We start from the raw sequence: 19589 nt of genomic DNA on the forward strand, positions 1-19589 counted from the left end.
TGCAAGGAGATCCCATGCCCAGACTGGAACCTGCTATGGCACGCATCCGCGTCAAGGACCTGCGGCTGCGCACCTATATCGGCATCAAGGAAGAGGAAATCCTCAACCGCCAGGACGTGCTGATCAACCTGACCATGCTCTACCCGGCCGCCGAGGCGGTGCGCGAGAACGACATCGAACAGGCGCTGAACTACCGCACCATCACCAAGGCGATCATCCAGCACGTTGAAGACAACCGCTTCGCCCTGCTCGAACGCCTGACACAGGAAATTCTCGACCTGGTCATGCGTTACCCACAGGTACGCTACGCCGAAGTGGAGGTCGACAAACCCCACGCGCTGCGCTTCGCCGAGTCGGTATCGATCACCCTGGCAGCCCACCGGGATTGACCCTGCGCAAGGCTGGCCGGCTCAACGACGCAAGGTTATGATCCGGCCGACCTCAGCCAACGCCGAGACCCACGAGATGAACGAGCAAGAACGCACCGAACTGGAAGCCGCTGCCTTCCGCCGCCTGGTCCAGCACCTGCGCACCCGCCCCGATGCCCAGAACATCGATCTGATGAACCTGGCTGGCTTCTGCCGCAACTGCCTGTCGAAATGGTACAAGGCGGCCGCAGACGATCTGGAAATCGAAGTCAGCATCGACCAGGCCCGCGAAGAGGTGTACGGCATGCCGTACAGCGAATGGAAGAAACGCTATCAGAAGGAAGCGACCACCGAGCAGCAGGCAGCTTTCGACAAGGCACAGAAAGAATGAATGACCTGAAAGACTTCCGCGCAAGCCTGCGCAATCGCAACCACGCGTTCAGCGACACCCTCGCCTTTATCGCGAGCACCTATGACTATCAGCCGAGTCGCTTCGTCAACGGCACTCTGGAAAATGCCGCTGGCGAGAACGAAGGTTCCTGCAAGACGCTAGGCATGGCTCTGCTGGAGGGGTTCAGCACGGAAGAAGCGCTGCTCGCGTTTGGCGAACATTATCAGGCGGTCCTGGCCAACCCGAACGGCAGTGATCACCGCAACATCCGCGCATTGATGGAAACCGGCCTGCCCGGCGTGCGGTTCGACGGCCAGCCGCTCAAGCGCAAGTAACGCGTATCCATTCTGCGAGCCGGCATGTCCGGCTCAATGGGAATAAAAAGGGTCATCCCAAGCACTTGGGGAAGGCTGAGAAAGCGGATGACCCGAAAACCGTAGAGCGCACCTTAGCTATCCGCCGCCTCGGCGGACAATTCAGCGTCTGCATACGTCCCATAGTCATCGACTATCCCTCGCACCATTCCCTCGAATCCGCTGTTTACAGGAGACGCCAATGCCCGTATCCGCCCTCTCCGGCCCGCAATACCTGCGCGAAGGCCTGCGACTGGTGCTCAGCCCGGGGCTGCGTCTGTTCGTGATCCTGCCGCTGACGGTCAACGTATTGCTGTTCTTCGGCCTGATCTGGTTTGCGGTCGGCCAGTTCAGCGGCTGGGTCGATACCTTCATGCCCAACCTGCCGACCTGGCTCGCGTTTCTCGAGTACATCCTCTGGCCGTTGTTCGTCGCGCTGGTGGTGTTGATGGTGTTCTTCAGCTTCACCATGCTGGCCAACATCATCGCGGCGCCATTCAACGGCTTTCTGGCAGAGAAGGTCGAAGTGGTGGTACGCGGCGAAGATGCCGCGCCACCATTCAGCTGGGCCGAGCTGCTCGCCATGCTGCCGCGCACCATTGGTCGCGAGCTGCGCAAGCTGGCCTATTTCGCGCCGCGCGCCCTGGCGCTGCTGGTGCTCTCGTTCATCCCGGTACTGAATCTGGCTGCCGCGCCCCTATGGCTGCTGTTCGGCGTGTGGATGATGGCGGTGCAGTACATCGACTACCCGGCGGACAACAACAAGCTGAGCTGGGCGGACATGATGGGCTGGTTGCGCCAGCGTCGCTGGCAGAGCCTGAGCTTTGGCGCGGTGACCTATGCGGCGCTGCTGGTGCCAGTGCTGAACCTGCTGATCATGCCGGCGGCCGTGGCGGGAGCGACGTTGTTCTGGGTAAGGGAAGGCGGGCCGAATCGGCAGTTGGACCGACCGGCATAGACGTTTGGCGTCGCGTTCGGCGGTTAAGGTTCTAGCGCTGCAAGGTGTGAGAGTTCGAGTCTCTCCGTCCGTACCATGTAACATGCTGACAGCTCAGCGCGAAGGCCTGGCGAGATTGGATGCTGCCGGGCGAGGGGGAATCGGCAGCCAGGTCACCCTGGCTGCCGCCGTCACTCAAGCCAGCGTCTTCAACGCCTCGCGACTGAACGGCAGAATATCTTCCATCCGCCCCTCACGTACCTTAACGGCCCAATCCGGATCGCAGATCAGCGCACGCCCCACCGCGACCAGGTCAAACTCCTGCTTGTTCAGACGCTCCAGCAATCCTTCGATATTGGCCGGCTGCGCCACCTTGTCGGTCTTGACCATGAACTGCAGGAACTCGCCATCGAGGCCAACGCTGCCGACAGTGATGGTTGGCTTTCCGGTCAGCTGGCGGGTCCAGCCGGCAAGGTTGAGGTCCGAGCCTTCGAACTCCGGCTCCCAGAAGCGGCGCGTCGAGCAATGGAAGATATCCACCCCGGCTTGCGACAACGGCGCCAGGAACTCGCCAAGCTCTTCGGGCGACTGCACCAGCCGTGCGGTGTAGTCCTGCTGCTTCCACTGCGAGAAGCGGAAGATGATCGGGAAGTCCGGGCCGACCGCCGCACGCACCGCCTGCACCAACTCGATGGCGAAGCGCGAGCGGTTGGCCAGGCTGCCGCCATACTCGTCGGTGCGCTGGTTGCTGCCCTCCCAGAAGAACTGATCGATCAGGTAACCGTGGGCACCGTGGATTTCCACGCCGTCCATGCCGATCGCCTGGGCATCGCGCGCAGCCTGGGCGAAAGCCTCGATCACATCCTGGATGTCCTGCTTGGTCATGCCGTGGACAACGACCTGGCCGTCCTTCTGCTTTTCCATCGGGCCGTAGCCAACCACATCCGGCTCGGGCTCGGTGCCTTTGCGGCGAACATTCCCGACGTGCCAGAGCTGCGGAACGATCTTGCCACCAGCGGCATGCACCGCGTCGACCACCGCCTTCCAGCCTGCCAGTGCATCCTCACCATAGAAACGCGGCACATGCGGATAGCCATTGGCGGCCGCATGGCCGACCGTGGTGCCTTCGGTGATGATCAGCCCGACCCCGGAAGCGGCACGGCGACGGTAGTACTCAACCACATCAGCGGTGGGCACGCCGTTGGGGGAGAACGAACGGGTCATCGGCGCCATGACCACACGGGTCGGCAAACGGAGGGCACCCAGCTCGAAGGGCTGGAACAAGGCTTGTACGCTGGCAGTCATTGATCGACTCCTGTGGCATTGGTCAAGGCAGCCGGACACTCACGGCCCGGCAGATTTGTTGCAGCCGGCGCCAACAGGCGTTCGAGCTGCTGGAGAAAAACCTGTAGCGGGGCGACGCTGCCGCAGACTTTCATGCGCAGCAGTGCGCCTTCCCAGGCATTGCTGATGAATTCGGCCAGCGCCGGGCAATTGCAGCCGGACTCGATCTCGCCAGCGCGCTGGGCCTGCTCCAGGCAGCGAGCAAGCTGCTCGACGGATTGCGCGAGTATTTCACTCAAGCGCTTTGCAATAGGTGGACACAGCTCGGCCATCTCGAAACTCAGACCGCCAATGAAGCAGTGGTATTCGGGCTTTTCCTTGCGGGCGAAGTGCGCAACGAGATCGGCGTAGTAGTCGAGGACGCGTTGCCGCGGCGCGATAGCGGCGTTGCACAATGCAGCCCGATAGCGCTCCAGCCGTGGCGCATAGATGTAGTCCAGCGCCTGCAGGGCGAAGTCTTCCTTGCTGGCGAAGTAGTGATAGAAGGACCCCTTGGGGATACCCGCGGCCTGGACGATTTCCTGGACCCCGGTGCCGTGATAGCCACGACGGGTCATCACCCGGGCGCCCTTGGAGAGGATCAGATCGCGCTTGTCGTTGCGTGCTGTATGGCTCATGCGCCGAGAATATGACCGGTCGTCTCGCCGGCACAGCATCATCCACGGCGCTTATCCAGCGCCAACACGGCAACGGTGTTTCAGGAGGGTCGCAACGGGAAAGAACGCGGCCGCAGAAATGCGGCCGCGAAATGCAGATCAGGCCAGTGCGCTTTCGATGGCATGAATCAAGGCGGGATCGTCGGGTGCGGTGCGTGGCGAGAAACGCGCCAGTACACGCCCATCCTTGCCGACCAGGAATTTCTCGAAATTCCAGGTGATGTCGCCTGGAAAGTCAGCGCCTTCGCCAGCCAGCAACCGATACAGCGGATGGCGCTGCGGACCGTTCACCTCGAGCTTGCCACTCAAGGGAAAGGTGACGCCGTAGTTGAGGCTGCAGAACGAGCGGATCTCCTCGTCGCTGCCCGGTTCCTGCGCAGCGAACTGGTTGCATGGCACGCCAAGCACGCTGAACCCACGGGACGCGTACTGCTGCTGCAGCCGTTCGAGGCCAGCGTATTGCGGCGTCAGCCCGCACTGCGAGGCGACATTGACCACCAGCGTGATCTGATCGCCGAACTGCGCCATAGGCAGTTCCTCACCGCCCAGGCCTGGCAACACCAATTGGTGGAATGCGCTCATGTCATCTCTCCTAACGAAAAAAACGCCCCGGCAAACGACCGGAGCGCTCTTCTTTCGATCGGCACAGCAGCCGTTCCTGCCGCTGTGCGTGCGGACGCCTAAACGGCGGCCGGATCAGTGGTGGTGACCACCTTCGCCATGCACATGGCCGTGAGCCACTTCTTCTTCGCTGGCGTCGCGCACGTTGACGACCTTGACGTCGAAGTTCAGACGCTGGCCCGCCAGCGGATGATTGCCGTCGACGATCACGTCATCGCCTTCCACGTCGCGGATGGTAACGATCTGCATGCCGCCGTCAGGACCGGAAGCGTGGAACTGCATGCCCACTTCCAGTTCGTCGACGCCTTCGAACATGGCGCGATTGAGGGTAGCAACCAGCTCCGGGCTGTATTCGCCATAGGCGTCCTGAGGTTCGATGGCAACCTGGATCTGGTCACCGCCCTGCTTGCCCTCGAGGGCCTTCTCCAGACCCGGAATGATGTTGCCTGCGCCGTGCAGGTAGACCAGCGGCGCGCCGCCAGCCGAGCTGTCGATCACCTCACCGGCGTCGTTGGTGAGTGTGTAGTCGATGGAGACAGCCTTGTTAGCGGCAATCAGCATGGGGCAGAACCTTTGCTTTAGAGAATGGATGTCGAAGTTTAACCATCCACCGCGCCGAATGCGAACCGGACGTGGATGAACGGACCGTTGCCGTTTGTCGCCCGAAGCGGAATGTAGTGCCATGGAATATGTGACTACAACCTTTGGATGGCATCGCTTTCACGGCCGATGTGCAAGAATCGGCGAAAAGTATCTTTGGCACCCATTTCAATAACATTAGAGAACCAAGGAGCACCGATGTCGGCTCGTAACATCCTGGTGATTAACTGTGGCAGCTCGTCGATCAAGTTCGCCCTGGTCAACGAAGCGCAAGCGACCTTCCCACTACAAGGCCTGGCCGAATGCATCGGCAGCCCGGAAGCCGTGATCCACTTCGAGAGCGCCGCTGGCAAGGAAAGCGTCAAGGTGCCCAACGCCGATCATCAGGCTGCCCTCGCCCAGATCCTGCCGCGCGTGGAAGAAGCCGCTGGCGGCCACCTCGACGGCATCGGTCACCGCGTCGTGCACGGCGGTGAGAAATTCTTCGCTTCCTCGCTGCTCAACGACGAAACCCTGGCTGGCATCGAAGCCAACATCCAGCTGGCTCCGCTGCACAACCCGGCGAACCTCAGCGGCATCCATGCTGCCATCAACCTGTTCCCCGAGCTGCCGCAGGTAGGCGTGTTCGATACCGCCTTCCACCAGACCATGCCGGAACACGCTTACCGCTACGCCGTGCCGGATGTGCTCTACAAGGAGCATGGCGTACGCCGCTATGGCTTCCATGGCACCAGCCATCGCTTCGTCAGTAAGCGCGCCGCCGAGATGGCCGGTGTTCCGGTCGAAAATAGCAGCTGGCTGGTCGCTCACCTGGGCAACGGCTGCTCCACCTGTGCGGTGGTCAATGGTGAAAGCCGCGACACCAGCATGGGCCTGACCCCGCTCGAAGGCCTGGTCATGGGCACCCGCAGCGGTGACGTCGACCCGAGCCTGCACAATTTCCTGAACAAGACGCTGGGCTGGGATCTGGCCAAGATCGACAACATGCTCAACAAGGAAAGCGGCCTGAAAGGCCTCTCCGGACTGTCGAACGACATGCGCACCCTGGCCGATGCCCGCAACGCCGGTCATCCGGGCGCCGTGCTGGCCTTCGACGTATTCTGCTACCGCCTGGCCAAGTCGCTGGCCGCCATGTCCTGTGCGCTGCCGCAGCTGGACGGCCTGGTGTTCACCGGTGGTATCGGTGAAAACTCCTCGGCTGTGCGCGAGCGCACCCTGGAACACCTCAAGCTGTTCGGCTTCAAGCTCGACGCCGAAGCCAATGCCCGTTGCACCCGTGGTGTCGCTGGCGAAATCCAGGCCGCAGGCAGCCCGCGCATCATGGTGGTTCCGACCAACGAGGAGCGTCAGATCGCCCTCGATACGCTGGCCCTGCTGGACGCCTGAGAGCGAACGCAGGCAGCGATTCAGAGACCCGACAGCCCCCGGCCGTCGGGTCTTTGCACATGAGCGCCGCGGCAATCAGGCAGTTTCCGCCCCGGCACAAGTGCCCTAGCCTAGCCGGCGCCCAGCACCGTTATCCCGAGCACCCTGTCCTCAAGGAGATGCCATGCACACAATCTTCCTCGCCCCTACCGGTTTCGGCGGCGGCCTCAATTCCATCAGCCTCGGCCTGATCCGTGCGCTGGAAAACGCTGGGCTGAAGGTCGGCTTCTTCAAGCCGATCGCGCAACCCTTCCCCGTCGACCAGGGCCGTGAGCGCTCCTGCATTCTGGTCGAGCGCACGCTGAAACTGACCTCCCCCGAGCCACTGCCACTGGAACAGGTAGAGCGCCAGCTCGCCGATGGCGAGATCGATCTGCTGCTCGAGGACGTGGTCAGCCGCTACCAGCAGGTAGCCGCCGGCAAGGACGTGGTCATCGTCGAAGGCATGGTGCCGACTCGCGAGTCGAACTACACCCAGCGCATCAACACACAACTGGCGAAGAGTCTCGACGCCGAAGTGATCCTGATCGCCGCTCAGGGCAATGACAGCCTCAAGCGTCTGGCCGAACGCATCGAGATCCAGGCGCAGCTGTATGGCGGCGCCAAGGATCCCAAGGTGCTCGGCGTCATCCTCAACAAGGTGAAGACAGAGGAAGGCCTGCCGGCATTCATCGACAGCCTGAAGCAGCACCTGCCGCTGCTGGGCAGTGCCGACTTCCAGCTGCTTGGCGCAATTCCGTTCTCGGAAGAACTCAACGCACTGCGCACCCGTGACATCGCCGAACTGCTCGGCGCGCAGGTGCTCAACGCCGGCGAAGCCGACCAGCGCCGCGTCAACAAGATCGTGCTGTGCGCACGTGCCGTCCCCAACACCGTGCAGCTGCTGCAATCCGGCGTTCTGGTGGTCACGCCTGGCGATCGCGACGACATCATCCTCGCCGCCAGCCTGGCCTCTTTGAATGGTGAGAAGCTCGCAGGCCTGCTGCTGTGCAGCGACTTCGCACCGGACCCGCGCATCCTCGAGCTGTGCAAGGCCGCCTTGGACGGCGGCCTGCCGGTGATGACCGTGGAGACCAACTCCTACGACACGGCGAACAACCTGTTCGGCCTGAACAAGGAAACCCCGGCGGACGATATCGAGCGCGCCACGCGCGTGACCGACTTCATCGCCAAGCACCTGCACCCCGAGTTCCTGCATACCCGCTGCAGCGTGCCGCGCGGTGAGCTGCGCATGTCGCCGGCAGCATTCCGCTATCAGCTGGTCAAGCGCGCCCAGGACGCCAACAAGCGCATCGTGCTGCCGGAAGGCAACGAGCCGCGCACCATCCGTGCCGCCGCCATCTGCCAGGAGCGTGGCATCGCTCGCTGCGTGCTGCTGGCCAAGCCGGAAGAAGTCCAGCAGGTCGCCCGCGAGCAAGGCATCAGCCTGCCGGCCAGCCTGGAGATCCTCGACCCGGACAGCATTGCCAACCGCTACGTCGAGCCGATGTGCGAGATGCGCAAGGCCAAGGGCCTGACCCCGGAAGATGCCCGCGAGCAGCTGAAGGACACCGTCGTCCTCGGCACCATGATGCTGGCGCTGGACGAAGTGGACGGCCTGGTTTCCGGTGCGGTGCACACCACCGCCAACACCATCCGCCCCGCGCTGCAGCTGATCAAGACAGCACCGGGCTACAGCCTCGTGTCCTCGGTATTCTTCATGCTGCTGCCGGACCAGGTACTGGTCTATGGCGACTGCGCCGTGAACCCGAATCCGAGCGCTACCGAGCTGGCCGAAATCGCACTGCAAAGTGCCGAATCCGCTGTAGCCCTGGGCGTCAACCCGCGCGTGGCGATGATCAGCTACTCCACCGGCAGCTCCGGCAGCGGTGCGGAAGTCGAGAAGGTCGCCGAAGCCACCCGTATCGCCCAGGAGCGCGCTCCTGCCCTGCCGATCGATGGCCCGCTGCAGTACGACGCCGCCTCGGTGCTGAGTGTCGGCAAGCAGAAGGCGCCGAACAGCAAGGTGGCCGGCCAGGCCACGGTGTTCATCTTCCCCGACCTGAATACCGGCAATACCACCTACAAGGCGGTACAGCGCAACGCCAACTGCCTCAGCGTCGGCCCGATGCTGCAAGGTCTGGCCAAGCCGGTTAACGATCTGTCGCGTGGCGCACTGGTGGACGACATCGTTTTCACCATCGCTCTGACCGCTCTGCAGGCCGCCAACCAGAAGGGCTGATCGACCCTCGATAACTGAAGCCGTCGCGCCTTAGAACCGACGGCTTCAGCCTTCCACACTCTCTCGATAGTTGCAGTTCAGCGCATAATCGCTACTCTTGGCGCCTCGAATCAGCCGTATCGACGAGAAATCCATGCTGAGCTTCCTCCCCGCTTCACTGCGCGGCATCCTCGCTGCCTTGCTTCTGGCTCTCAATACCCTGTTCTGGTGTTGGCCGCTGTTTGCCCTCTCGCTGCTGAAACTGGTGTTTCCGCTGCCCGCCGTGCAGCGCAGCCTGCGCTTCGGCATGCACTGGATCGCCGAGTCCTGGATCGCGGTCAACAGCTTCTGGATGGATCTGGTTCGCCCGATCCGCTGGGACGTGCAGGGGCTGGATCAGGTCGATATGCATCACTCGTATCTGGTGACCAGCAACCACCAGAGCTGGGCGGATATCCTCGTGCTGCAGTACCAGCTCAACCGGCGCATGCCGTTTCTCAAGTTCTTCCTCAAGCAGGAGCTGATCTGGGTTCCGGTGATCGGCCTGTGCTGGTGGGCGCTGGAGTTTCCCTTCATGAAGCGCTTCAGCAAGGAATACCTGGCCAAGTACCCGGAGAAACGCGGTGAGGACCTGGCAACGACGCGCAAGGCCTGCGAGCGCTATCGGACCAATCCGGTGTCGGTGTTCAACTTTCTCGAAGGCACGCGGTTCACCGAGAACAAGCACAGCGAGCAGGCTTCGCCCTACCACTACCTGCTAAAGCCCCGAGCTGGCGGTATCGCATTCGTCATCGACGCCATGGGGGAACAGCTGACAGCGCTGATCAATATCACCATCCACTATCCCGACGGCCGCCCCAGCTTCTGGGATCTGCTTGCCGGCAACATTCATCAGGTGGTGGTGCGGGTCACGGCGCAGCAGTTACCGGCCGAGTTTCTCGGCAGGAACTACGATCAGGACGAAGCGTACCGGCTGGCGTTTCAACAGTGGGTGAACGAACTCTGGAGCGAAAAGGATTTGCAGCTGGCGCAGCTGCATGAGGAGTTTCCGGTCCGACGCTGAGCGGCGTCATACCGCTCAGCAGGACTTACCAGTTGAGCCGTGAGGGAAACGCGCGGGCCTGCTCGGCCGGTACCGCAGGCGATACCAGAAAGCCCTGCATGACATCGCAACCATTCGCTATCAGCCAGTCGCGTTGAGCGACGGTTTCGACGCCCTCGGCCACCACTTCCAGCTCAAGGTTGCGACCGAGGTCGATGATGGTACTGACGACGGCTGCATCGCGTGGGGAATCCATCATGTTGGCGATGAACAGACGATCGATCTTCAGCGTATCCAGCTCGAAATGTCGAAGATAAGCCAGCGATGAATATCCGGTGCCGAAGTCGTCGATAGCCACCCGCACGCCGAGCTTGCGCAACTGGCGGAGCTTGTCGCAACTCTGCTCGAGGTCCTGCATCAGCGTACCTTCGGTCACTTCCAGCTCCAGCTGCGCCGGGTCGAGCTGATATTCATCGAGCAATCGACGAAGCGAGTCGAACAGCCCGGCGCGACTGAACTGCACCGGGCTGACATTCAGGCTGAGGATCAGGTCGCTACCGAACGACGGCAGCCATTGGCCATACTGGTTCATGCCTTCACGCAGCACCCAGTCGCCGACGCGCTCGATGAGGCGCGTCTCCTCCAGCAATGGAATGAACACGCCGGGCTCGTTTTCGCCAACATCGCCCTGCGGCCAGCGCAGCAAACCCTCGAATCCCCGGAGCTTGCCACTGGCGAGCATGACCTGCGGCTGATAGAGCAGCTCGAAATCGTTGCGCTCGGTGGCGCTGCGCAGGTTCTCCTCCATCATCAGGCGGGCATGAGCGCGCTCGTTCATGTCGCTGGAAAAGAAACGGTACTGGCGGCGACCAGCGCGCTTGGCCTCGTACATGGCCATGTCAGCCGAGCGCAACAGCTGGTCGACGCTGACGCCGCAATCGGGGAAATGCGCGATGCCGATACTGGCGCCCAGCGTTACCTCGGTTCCGTCGACCTTGTGCCGCACCGAAATCAGCTCGATCAGTTTTTCCGCCACCCGTGCCGCATCTTCGGGGTGATCCAGCGAATCCAGCAGCGCGGTGAACTCATCCCCGCCCATGCGCGCGATGATGTCGTAAGGGCGCATGCAGGTTTCCAGCAGGCGCGCCACCTTGCAGAGGATCTCATCGCCAGCATCGTGGCCGAGAGAATCGTTGATGCGCTTGAAGCCATCCAGATCGATATAGAGGATGGCCATGCGCTTGCCATTGCGGTCCACCCGCGCCAGCGAGGACTCCAGCGCCTGGTGGAAGCCACGCCGGTTCAGCAGGCCGGTCAGCGAATCGGTGACCGCCTGGGTCTCGAGCTGAACATGCAGATTGCGCACCACCGACATATCCAGCGCGATCACCACCATGGAGCGTTGCTGGCGCGGCAGCGGCGAGCTCGACAGCGCCACCGGCAGCGGCGTGCCATTGGCGGTATGCAGTTGCGCCTCGTGCAGGCGATAGGTGGAGCCGCTGCGCCAGTAGCGATAGAAGTCCGACTCGTGCCAGCTAGCCGGCATATCTGGCGCCGCCAGATGCGACAGCAGCGGCGTGCCCTGCAGATCCTCGACGCGACGGTGCAGCATCCCGGCGATGGCTGGATTGGCAAAGCTGATGTAACCGTCCTCGCCGACCACGAGGATGCCCTCGGCGGCATTGCTCAGCACCGAGGCATTGAAGGCGCGAGCGCTATCGAGCTGCTGGGTGAGCAGTTGCAGATCACGGCGATTGTGCTCATGGGCGAGCAAGGTATTGATCTTGTGCTTGAGCACCTGCGGATCGAATGGCTTGAGGATGAAGTCCACTGCCCCGGTGGCGTAGCCGCGCAGCACGGAATCACGGGTATGGGCAATCGCCGACACGAAGATGATCGGCGTATAGCGGGTATGCGGGCTGCCGCGCATCAACCGGGCAACCTCGAAACCGTCCATGCCCGGCATCTGCACATCCAGCAGCACCAGCTCGACGTCCAGCTCCAGCAGCGCCTTGAGCGCCGCCTCGCCGGAATTGACGGTGTGCACCTGCCAGTCACCGTCGCCCAGCAGCGCTTCCATCGCGACCAGATTCGCTTCACGGTCGTCCACCACCAGCAGCGTACGGCTGCGTGACCTGGGCTTAAGCTGCGTTTGCATTATTCGCCGATCTCCAAGCCATCCAAGTCGAAATGCCGGCAACGCGCGCCGCTCGAAGCGAGCACGCCTCGAACGCTGGATAGACGGACCACCGCCTTGGCACTGTCATGTTCAGCCTGCACCAATCGCTACTCCTTTTCCGCTTCGTCCGTACCCGATTCCAGGTCCAGCCAGCGCCGTAACAGCTCACGCAGGGCCGTCGCTTCGACCGGCTTGATCAGCACCTCATCGGCACCAGAAGCGCTACACCGTTCACGCGCGCCTTCATCGTTCGCCCCCACCAGCGCAACGATCGGCGCCTGGCAGTCGTGATCCTGCTTAAGCCGCCGCGCCAACTCCGGACCTTCCGCGCCGGGCCGGCTCATGTCCAGCACTACCAGATCGAAGGCATCCTCGTCGAAACGCTCCAACGCCTCCGCAGCACTGGTGGCAGGCACCACCTGGATGCCCAGCTCGTCCAGTTGGGCAGTCAGCGAATAGATCAGCCGCACATCCTCGTCGACCAGCAGCACTCGCTGGCCGGGCGCGGCAAGATGCAGCGAAACAGCGGCACTTGGCGCTGGCGCGGCAGGCTCCGGTCGCACCAGTGCCCCCAGGCGCTCGACCGCTTCCTCCTTGGACAGCACGGTGGCCGCGTAGCGATGCAAACGTTGCAGATCCTTTTCCGAGAGCGGCTCGCGACTGTTCACCAGCACAGTGACCCCCTCTAGCGAGCGCAGCCGCTCGAAGGCATCCAGCAGGTCCAACCCGCTGCCGTCAGCCAGCTCGCTGTCCACCACCACGACCGAGAACGTCTGCTCGGCATAGGCCAGTCGGGCGCTATCGCTGCTGCCGGCGAGCGTGACGCTGTAACCGAGCCGCTCGAAGTAGTCACGGATCAATACGCGGCGCCGCGGCTCGGCCTCTACCAGCAGCAAGCGCAGCGGGTTATGTTCGTGCCGCGCCAGTTCGATGAAAATGCGCTCCAGCTCCGATTGCGCGACCGGCTTGACCAGATAGCGCGAACCATCGTCGTGCCAGTCATGCGGCTGCGGCACACAGGAGATGATGATCACCGGCATACCCTGGTGACGCTCATCGCCACGCAGCTCGCGGTGGATCTGCCAGCCGCTGATATCCGGCAACAGGATGTCGAGGATCACCGCAGCGAAGTGCTCGCGTCTCAGTGCCTCCAGCCCTTGCTCCCCGGTATTGCAGATCAGGCTGGTGAAACCATGGCTCTGTCCGACCTCGGCGACCACGGAGGCAAAGTCCGTATCGTCCTCGATGATCAGCAGGCCGGGACCGCGACCGCGCCGCTGCGGCTGGGGTGGTAGCAATGCCTGCGTCGATGCACCCGACACCGTTGCGATAGGCAACACGACGGTGAACGTGGCGCCCTGGCCCAGCTCGCTTTCGACAGTCACCTGGCCGCCCAGCACCTCAACCAGTTGCCGGGTGATCGCGAGTCCCAGCCCGGTACCACCGTAGTGCCGGCTGATCGAGCCATCGATCTGCTGAAAGGCCTGGAAGATCCGCTCGTGCTGGTCCTTGGCAATGCCAATGCCGCTATCGCGCACCTGCAACTGCAGCGTCTGGCCTGAACCGTCTTCGGCGCAGCGGCAGCTCGCCAGCAGTTCCACCTCGCCCTGCTCGGTAAACTTCAGCGCGTTGGTGAGCAGGTTGCGCAGGATCTGCTGCAGCCGTGCGCGATCGGAATTCAGCGTGACCGGCACGTCAGCATCGACTTCGATCCTGAGCAGCAAGCCTTTCTGCTCGGCCATCGGCCCGAGCGAAGTCTGCTGTTCGGCAAGCATTTCCCGCAGGTTCAGCGGCTCCAGCTTGAGCTGCATGTGGCCGGACTCGATCTTGGCAAGATCCAGCACGTCGTTGATCAATTGCAGCAGTTCATGGCCAGCGCGGTGGATGATATCGGCATGCCGAACCTGCTTCTCGTTCAGATTGCCAGCCCCGTTCTGCCGCAACTGATCGCTGAGAATCAGGATGCTGTTGAGCGGCGTACGCAGCTCATGGGACATGTTGGCGAGGAATTCCGATTTGTAGCGGTTGGCAACGGCCAGTTGATCGGCCTGCTCGCGCAAGCGGCGCTCGGCGGCCTTGCGGTGGCTGATATCGATGATCACTGCCTGCACCAACTGCTCGTCGCCACTGCGCAAGGGCGACAGACCGATCTCCACCGGCAACGCGCTGCCATCGCGATGAAGGCCGAACAGCTCGCGATTGCTGCCCATGCGCCGTGGTTCGGGATGCTCGGTGTAGCCCTGACGCAGGCCTCGATGGGCTTCACGCAGCGCTTCGGGCAACAGTTGCTCCACTGGCTGACCGAGCAGTTCCTGGCGCGTGTAGCCGAACAGCACCTCGGTCTGACGGTTGACCATGACGATGTCGCCGTGAACATCCACCAGCACGAACGCGTTGGGGGAAGCCTCGACCACGTTGCGGAAGCGCTCCTCGTCGCGCTTGCGCGCCTGCAGATCGAGCAGGTTCAACACGTAGTACAACGCATCGTCATGGTTGAAGCTGGTCAGGCTGACCGCAACCGGTATGGGCCTGCCATCTTCGCGCTGGGCCTGCAGTTCGAGCTGACTGGTCTCACGCAGCTGTCGCAGTATCTGCTCGCCGAGTACGCCAGGCACGTAACGGCTCACCCGCTCGCCCGCAAGTAGCTCCGCCGTACTGCCAAACAGCTGTGCCGCACTCTGATTGGCCAGCTCGATACGACCGCCAGCGTTGCACAACAATGTCGCTACCGGCAGTTGCTCGATCAACTGGCGGAAACGTGCTTCGCGCTCCTGCAGTTGCAGGCTCAACGCCTGGCTGTTGCGCAGCGCGCGTTCGCGCAGATACAGGTAACCACCGACGAGCAAAGAAAACAGTGCCGCCGCGGTGAGCGCAGCCGCGAGACTGAAGGCCCGGTTGTTGTCCCGCAGCACCGCCTCGTACTCCGGTGTGCTCGCAACCTGCAGCTGCCAACTACGGCCATACATGTAGATATTGCGGATCCGCTGGAATTTGGCATCGGCGCTGACCGGTGCACGCCCGGCCAGCAACGGAGAGTCTGGATTGGCGGCATCGAACAGCTGCAGCTGCAACATCCGGCTCCGCGAGCCGAGGATGCCCTCCATCAGATCGGTGAGGCGAAACGCGCCGTGCAACGTGCCGACGAAGGCGCGCTGACGCTCTTCCTCGGTGGTTACCGGTGCAGTTGCGGCATACAGGGGGAAGAACAGCAGAACACCAACCTGGACGTTCTGCTCGGTTTCCTGCTTGAGGCGCAGCGGCCCGGTGAGCACCGGATTGCCGCTGTTACGGGTGCTGACGATCGCCTCACGACGGGTCGCCTCGCTGAACAGATCGAAGCCGAGCACCCTCCGGTTACGCCAATCGGTCGGGTGGATGTAGTCGGTCACGACATACTCGTCGCGCACGCCCGACGGATACATGCGAAAGCGCTCGCGCCCCGAGCTGCGAATCTGCTCGATAATGCCGTCAAGGGTTTCTGGAGTCGCATGGCGTGCCAGTGCCACAGCCTGGATACCGGGGTAGAAGTCCTGCAGCTGCAACTGGTCTGCGGCGCGCGCCCAGTCGTCCACCTTCACTTCGTCGCTACCCGCCACCACACCAGCAAGGCCGCGCAACACCATCTCGTAGGCACGCATTCGCTCGCGAAGGGTGTGCTCGATATCATCGACGGCAAAGGTAAAGCGCTGCTCCTGCTCAACCTTGCTGCGCTGCTCCTGGACGTGCCATTGCCAGCCAATCCATCCACCCAGCCCCGCCATCAGGGCCAGTGCGACCAGTAATGGCAACCAGGACCTGCGGGAATGGAGAGCGGGACGATCATCCATTCGACCTCCTCTGTGCCACTACTGGCGTGCTATCGAATGTCAGATTCGAATAGTGCAGAGAGGTTCAATGGCGAGAAGGATTAACGGATTAGTGGCGTCTGTTTTTCGTCGACAACGGGGCCATTGCAGCCCCGCAATCTATTAGCACTTACAGCGGACGCAGATTGATCTCGACGCGACGGTTCTGCGCGCGGCCGGCCGCAGTGTCGTTGCTGGCGATCGGCTGGCTCGGGCCGGCACCGTAGGACGAAATACGCGCGGGCGCCACACCATTGGAGACCAGATAAGACGCGACACTCTGGGCACGGCGGTTGGACAGATCCTGGTTCAGCTGCAGCGAACCAGTGCTGTCGGTATGACCGACGATATCGACGCCGTTCTTGTTGAACTCCTTGAAGACTTGCACCAGGGAATTGAGGGTCGGGTAGAAGCTGCTGGAAATGTCAGCCGAGTTGCTGGCAAAGGTAATGTTGCCGGGCATGATCAGCGTCAGGTTGTCGCCATTGCGCTGAACCTGAACACCGGTGCCTTGCAGGGTCTGGCGCAGCTTGGCTTCCTGGGTGTCGACATAGTAGCCGTAGCCACCGCCGGCAGCGCCGCCAACCGCAGCACCGATCAGTGCACCCTTGGTGCGATCCTTCTTGCTCGAAGTCGCAGCACCGATGACCGCCCCGCTGACGGCACCGATACCGCCATATACGCCCGCCTTACCAGCCTGCTGCTCGCCGGTGTAAGGGTTGGTGGTACAACCGACCAGCAGCGCAACGCCCGCTGCGAGAGCGGTCATGTTCAGCATTTTCATAGGTACTTCCTTCTCTCGTCAGTTACCAGGGCATCGCGCTTCGTAGCCACGAACCCTGAATGCAGCGCTAGATTACCACTGCCCACCAGCAGGGATAGGAACCGTGCAACAGAACCGGTCCAACGGCCGATCAGGCGCCGGCGCGCACGAAGGGATTGTCGCGCATCTCGTCGCCCAGACGGGTGTCAGGGCCGTGACCGGTGACCACCGTGGCCTCCTCGTCGAGCGTATAGAGACGCTGCTTGATGGACCGCTCGATACTCGCATAATCGCCGCCCCACAGATCCGTGCGCCCGATACCGCGGCGAAACAGCGTATCGCCGGCAATCAGCAGCTTTGCATCGGCAAACCAGAAACTCATCGAGCCAGGTGTATGCCCCGGTGTGTGCAGCGCCACGCCGCAGCCACAGGCCAGTTCCTCATCATCGGCCAGCCACTGGTCCGGCGCAGGCACCGGCGTGTAAGGCACACCGAACATGCGGCATTGCATCTCCAGGTTATCCCAGAGGAACTGGTCAGCCTTGTGCAGATGCAGCGTGGCGCCGGTCTGCTCCTTCATCCGACCGGACGCCAGAAAATGGTCCAGATGCGCATGGGTATGGATGATGCTCACCACTTTCAGGCCGTGAACATCCAGCCGCGCCATGATCTTCTCCGGGTCGCCGCCCGGATCGACGACGATGGCCTTCTTGCTCACAGGATCGCCAATGATCGTGCAGTTGCACTGCAACGGGCCGACAGGGAAGGTTTCGCGAATCAACAGCGGTTGGGTGGCAGCCATGTGGCATCCTCAGGTTTGCAATATCCACTGCGCCGGAGCGCCGGCCAGCAGGATGCCGACTGCCCGCGCTGCAGGCAATGGCACCATCGGCACAGAAGTCGCGGCTGCTCGCCTGAGCATGTCCCCAATCTGCTGATTACCGATATCAGTCTGCCGGGCGGCAGATACGGCCATCAAGTTGCCGAACAAGCGCGCCAGCTGCGGCCAGAGCTGAAGATCCTGCTCATCAGCGGCTATGCCGAGCAAGCATTGCAGGCCGGCAGCGGTGCCCAACCCGAGCACCTGCTGCGCGGCAAACCCTTCACTCTGGATGCTCTCCAGAGCCGAGTACAAACCCTACTCGATGCCGACTGAAGCCGTCGGCTCAGCTCGGCGAGGGCTGCGCCACCGCGGCGTCCTCCTGCCAACGCGCGATCTCGCTGCGGATGCGCTTCTTGTCCAGCTTGCCAACGCTGGTCTTGGGGATTTCCGAGACCACGGCGACCTGCTGCGGGATCGCCCACTTGTTGATATGCCCTTCGGCCACCGCCGGCTCGAGGAACGTCTGTAACTGGTCGGCGTTCAGCTCGCGGCCCTCGGCCAGCACCACCAGGGCGAACGGTCGCTCGCCCCAACGCTCATCCGGCACGCCGACAACCGCTACGTCGCGCACCGCCTCGTGACGGCTGATCAATCCTTCCAGGGTCAATGACGACAGCCACTCGCCGCCGGTCTTGATCACATCCTTGATGCGGTCGCGGATCTCGATATTGGCCATCTCGTCGATCACCGCCACGTCGCCAGTGTGCAGCCAGCCGTCAGCCCACAGCTCTTCGCTTTTCTCCGGTTCGTTGTAATAGCCCTGCGTAAGCCAGGGCGCACGCAGTACCAGTTCGCCCTGTGAGGTACCGTCTGCCGGCAGGAAACTGCCGTCGGCAGCCTGAATCGCCGCATCGACCAGCACCACCGGCACGCCGGCCTTGAGGTGGAAGGTGCTGCGGGTGTCCTCATCGGCTTCCAGCAACTCATCGTTGATATGTGCGCCGGAGATCAGCGGGCAGGTCTCAGACATGCCGTAGGCGGCGATCAGGTTCATGCCACGGGCCTTGGCCTGGTCATACAGGCCGCGGGTCAGCGCACTGCCGCCGATGGTGATCTTCCAGCCCTTGAAATCGGTGCCCTGCGCCGCCTTGGCGTTGAGCAGCATCTGCACGATGGTCGGCACGCAATGGGAGAAAGTCACCTGCTCACGGCGCCACAGGTCGATCAGGTACTCGGGATCGTAACGCCCGGGATAGACCTGCTTGAGGCCGAGCATGGTGGCGACGTAGGGCAAACCCCAGGCATGCACATGGAACATCGGCGTGATCGGCATGTAGACGTCGTCCGAGCCCATCAGCCGAGGATTCTCCCGGCAGCCGACGGTCACTGCCGCAGCCAGGGTGTGCAGCACCAGCTGGCGATGGGTGAAGTACACGCCCTTGGGATTGCCGGTGGTGCCGGTGGTGTAGAAGGTCGTGGCGACCGAGTCCTCGTCGAAATCCGGGAAATCGTAGCTAGGTGCAGCAGCGGCGAGCAGGCTCTCGTATTCGCCGACGCAATCCGGCAGACCGGCGTCGTGCACGTCGCCATCGGTGAGCAGCAGCGTCTTCTGCACCGTGGTCAGCTGCCCGGCAATCGCCTGGTACAGCGGCACGAACTCGCTGTTGACCAGCACGAAGCGGTCATCGGCGTGGTTCATGGTGTAGAGGATCTGATCCGGCGAGAGGCGCACGTTGATGGTATGCACCACGGCGCCGATCATCGGGATGGCGAACATGCATTCCAGATAGCGGTGGCTGTCCCAGTCCATCACCGCCACGGTGTCACCTGCCTTGACGCCTGCTGCAGTCAGCACGTTGGCCAACCGCGCGACACGTTGATTCAGGGTGCGGTAGTCGTAACGCAGCTGGTCACGGTAGACGATCTCGCGGGTGCGCTCGTAGCGCACGCCGGATAACAGCAGGCGCTTGATGAGCAGAGGGTACTGGTAAGCGTTCGCCGCGGGCTTGATGACACGGGTCTGCAGCATGAGGGGCATCCTG

General features: G+C 62.6%; 17 protein-coding genes. 8 read left to right on the top strand and 9 right to left on the bottom strand.

Features of this window, described 5'->3' with window-relative positions; translation table 11 throughout:
* The first annotated feature begins 14 nt into the window (after nucleotides 1–14).
* The 4 genes from folX (at nucleotide 15) to cysZ (ending at nucleotide 2070) form a co-directional block, all read left to right on the top strand.
* On the top strand, nucleotides 15–389 hold the full coding sequence (folX, locus tag BHD08_RS16120) for a dihydroneopterin triphosphate 2'-epimerase (RefSeq protein WP_003285881.1): 375 nt from the start codon (nucleotides 15–17) through the stop codon (nucleotides 387–389).
* A 76-nt stretch (nucleotides 390–465) separates the two neighbouring features.
* Nucleotides 466–759: a DUF1244 domain-containing protein gene (locus tag BHD08_RS16125; RefSeq protein ID WP_125023514.1), complete on the top strand. Its 294-nt coding sequence runs from the start codon at nucleotides 466–468 to the stop codon at nucleotides 757–759.
* Nucleotides 756–1094, top strand: a complete 339-nt coding sequence (locus tag BHD08_RS16130) for a HopJ type III effector protein (RefSeq protein ID WP_015277936.1) — start codon at nucleotides 756–758, stop codon at nucleotides 1092–1094. Before BHD08_RS16125 ends, BHD08_RS16130 begins: the two co-directional genes overlap by 4 nt.
* A 220-nt stretch (nucleotides 1095–1314) precedes the next feature.
* Nucleotides 1315–2070 carry a sulfate transporter CysZ gene (gene cysZ / locus BHD08_RS16135; RefSeq protein ID WP_015277937.1) on the top strand — a complete coding sequence of 252 codons (756 nt, stop codon included), beginning with the start codon at nucleotides 1315–1317 and terminating at the stop codon, nucleotides 2068–2070.
* 174 nt (nucleotides 2071–2244) lie between these two features.
* On the opposite strand, the gene BHD08_RS16140 is transcribed toward cysZ, so the two are convergent.
* From BHD08_RS16140 to BHD08_RS16155, 4 genes are all read right to left on the bottom strand, one after another.
* A complete protein-coding gene (locus BHD08_RS16140; RefSeq protein ID WP_125023516.1) occupies nucleotides 2245–3354 on the bottom strand; it encodes an NADH:flavin oxidoreductase in 1110 nt (369 codons plus the stop codon).
* Nucleotides 3351–4010 carry a TetR/AcrR family transcriptional regulator gene (locus tag BHD08_RS16145; protein WP_125023518.1) on the bottom strand — a complete coding sequence of 220 codons (660 nt, stop codon included), beginning with the start codon at nucleotides 4008–4010 and terminating at the stop codon, nucleotides 3351–3353. Before BHD08_RS16145 ends, BHD08_RS16140 begins: the two co-directional genes overlap by 4 nt.
* 138 nt (nucleotides 4011–4148) lie before the next feature.
* Nucleotides 4149–4631: a glutathione peroxidase gene (locus BHD08_RS16150; protein WP_015277940.1), complete on the bottom strand. Its 483-nt coding sequence runs from the start codon at nucleotides 4629–4631 to the stop codon at nucleotides 4149–4151.
* A gap of 114 nt (nucleotides 4632–4745) precedes the next feature.
* Nucleotides 4746–5231 (bottom strand): peptidylprolyl isomerase, encoded by a 486-nt coding sequence (locus tag BHD08_RS16155; RefSeq protein WP_003302716.1) that lies wholly within the window; start codon nucleotides 5229–5231, stop codon nucleotides 4746–4748.
* A 237-nt stretch (nucleotides 5232–5468) separates the two neighbouring features.
* Here BHD08_RS16155 and BHD08_RS16160 point away from each other — a divergent pair, with 237 nt between their 5' ends.
* From BHD08_RS16160 to BHD08_RS16170, 3 genes are all read left to right on the top strand, one after another.
* Nucleotides 5469–6656: an acetate kinase gene (locus BHD08_RS16160; RefSeq protein WP_015277941.1), complete on the top strand. Its 1188-nt coding sequence runs from the start codon at nucleotides 5469–5471 to the stop codon at nucleotides 6654–6656.
* Nucleotides 6657–6819: 163 nt separating this feature from the next.
* The gene (gene pta, locus BHD08_RS16165) at nucleotides 6820–8916 is read left to right on the top strand and encodes a phosphate acetyltransferase (protein WP_015277942.1); all 2097 of its coding nucleotides are present in this window, start codon (nucleotides 6820–6822) and stop codon (nucleotides 8914–8916) included.
* Nucleotides 8917–9049: 133 nt separating this feature from the next.
* Nucleotides 9050–9958, top strand: a complete 909-nt coding sequence (locus BHD08_RS16170; protein WP_125023520.1) for an acyltransferase — start codon at nucleotides 9050–9052, stop codon at nucleotides 9956–9958.
* A 25-nt stretch (nucleotides 9959–9983) separates the two neighbouring features.
* Here BHD08_RS16170 and BHD08_RS16175 read toward each other — a convergent pair whose 3' ends face one another.
* From BHD08_RS16175 to BHD08_RS16190, 4 genes are all read right to left on the bottom strand, one after another.
* Complete coding sequence (locus BHD08_RS16175; RefSeq protein WP_125023743.1) at nucleotides 9984–12098, bottom strand: EAL domain-containing protein; 2115 nt, start codon at nucleotides 12096–12098, stop codon at nucleotides 9984–9986.
* A 125-nt stretch (nucleotides 12099–12223) separates the two neighbouring features.
* Nucleotides 12224–15943 carry a CHASE domain-containing protein gene (locus tag BHD08_RS16180; protein WP_125023522.1) on the bottom strand — a complete coding sequence of 1240 codons (3720 nt, stop codon included), beginning with the start codon at nucleotides 15941–15943 and terminating at the stop codon, nucleotides 12224–12226.
* A gap of 148 nt (nucleotides 15944–16091) precedes the next feature.
* The gene (locus BHD08_RS16185; RefSeq protein WP_015277946.1) at nucleotides 16092–16745 is read right to left on the bottom strand and encodes an OmpA family protein; all 654 of its coding nucleotides are present in this window, start codon (nucleotides 16743–16745) and stop codon (nucleotides 16092–16094) included.
* A 130-nt stretch (nucleotides 16746–16875) separates the two neighbouring features.
* Nucleotides 16876–17526 (bottom strand): MBL fold metallo-hydrolase, encoded by a 651-nt coding sequence (locus BHD08_RS16190; RefSeq protein WP_015277947.1) that lies wholly within the window; start codon nucleotides 17524–17526, stop codon nucleotides 16876–16878.
* A 15-nt stretch (nucleotides 17527–17541) separates the two neighbouring features.
* Between BHD08_RS16190 and BHD08_RS16195 the strand changes: the two genes are divergently transcribed.
* On the top strand, nucleotides 17542–17880 hold the full coding sequence (locus tag BHD08_RS16195) for a hypothetical protein (protein ID WP_160128664.1): 339 nt from the start codon (nucleotides 17542–17544) through the stop codon (nucleotides 17878–17880).
* Nucleotides 17881–17890: 10 nt separating this feature from the next.
* On the opposite strand, the gene BHD08_RS16200 is transcribed toward BHD08_RS16195, so the two are convergent.
* A complete protein-coding gene (locus tag BHD08_RS16200; RefSeq protein WP_015277948.1) occupies nucleotides 17891–19576 on the bottom strand; it encodes a fatty acid--CoA ligase in 1686 nt (561 codons plus the stop codon).
* Nucleotides 19577–19589 lie beyond the last annotated feature (13 nt).

It is taken from the genome of Pseudomonas sp. SCT (assembly GCF_003864275.1).
Taxonomy (GTDB): domain Bacteria; phylum Pseudomonadota; class Gammaproteobacteria; order Pseudomonadales; family Pseudomonadaceae; genus Stutzerimonas; species Stutzerimonas stutzeri_AE.

Coding starts and splice junctions, on each gene's coding strand:
- BHD08_RS16200 (WP_015277948.1), bottom strand. CDS start 19,576: ATGCTGCAGACCCGTGTCATCAAGCCCGCGGCGAACGCTTACCAGTAC.
- BHD08_RS16160 (WP_015277941.1), top strand. CDS start 5,469: ATGTCGGCTCGTAACATCCTGGTGATTAACTGTGGCAGCTCGTCGATC.
- pta (WP_015277942.1), top strand. CDS start 6,820: ATGCACACAATCTTCCTCGCCCCTACCGGTTTCGGCGGCGGCCTCAAT.
- BHD08_RS16155 (WP_003302716.1), bottom strand. CDS start 5,231: ATGCTGATTGCCGCTAACAAGGCTGTCTCCATCGACTACACACTCACC.
- BHD08_RS16190 (WP_015277947.1), bottom strand. CDS start 17,526: ATGGCTGCCACCCAACCGCTGTTGATTCGCGAAACCTTCCCTGTCGGC.
- BHD08_RS16140 (WP_125023516.1), bottom strand. CDS start 3,354: ATGACTGCCAGCGTACAAGCCTTGTTCCAGCCCTTCGAGCTGGGTGCC.
- BHD08_RS16150 (WP_015277940.1), bottom strand. CDS start 4,631: ATGAGCGCATTCCACCAATTGGTGTTGCCAGGCCTGGGCGGTGAGGAA.
- cysZ (WP_015277937.1), top strand. CDS start 1,315: ATGCCCGTATCCGCCCTCTCCGGCCCGCAATACCTGCGCGAAGGCCTG.
- BHD08_RS16180 (WP_125023522.1), bottom strand. CDS start 15,943: ATGGATGATCGTCCCGCTCTCCATTCCCGCAGGTCCTGGTTGCCATTA.
- BHD08_RS16130 (WP_015277936.1), top strand. CDS start 756: ATGAATGACCTGAAAGACTTCCGCGCAAGCCTGCGCAATCGCAACCAC.
- BHD08_RS16170 (WP_125023520.1), top strand. CDS start 9,050: ATGCTGAGCTTCCTCCCCGCTTCACTGCGCGGCATCCTCGCTGCCTTG.
- BHD08_RS16145 (WP_125023518.1), bottom strand. CDS start 4,010: ATGAGCCATACAGCACGCAACGACAAGCGCGATCTGATCCTCTCCAAG.
- BHD08_RS16125 (WP_125023514.1), top strand. CDS start 466: ATGAACGAGCAAGAACGCACCGAACTGGAAGCCGCTGCCTTCCGCCGC.
- folX (WP_003285881.1), top strand. CDS start 15: ATGCCCAGACTGGAACCTGCTATGGCACGCATCCGCGTCAAGGACCTG.
- BHD08_RS16185 (WP_015277946.1), bottom strand. CDS start 16,745: ATGAAAATGCTGAACATGACCGCTCTCGCAGCGGGCGTTGCGCTGCTG.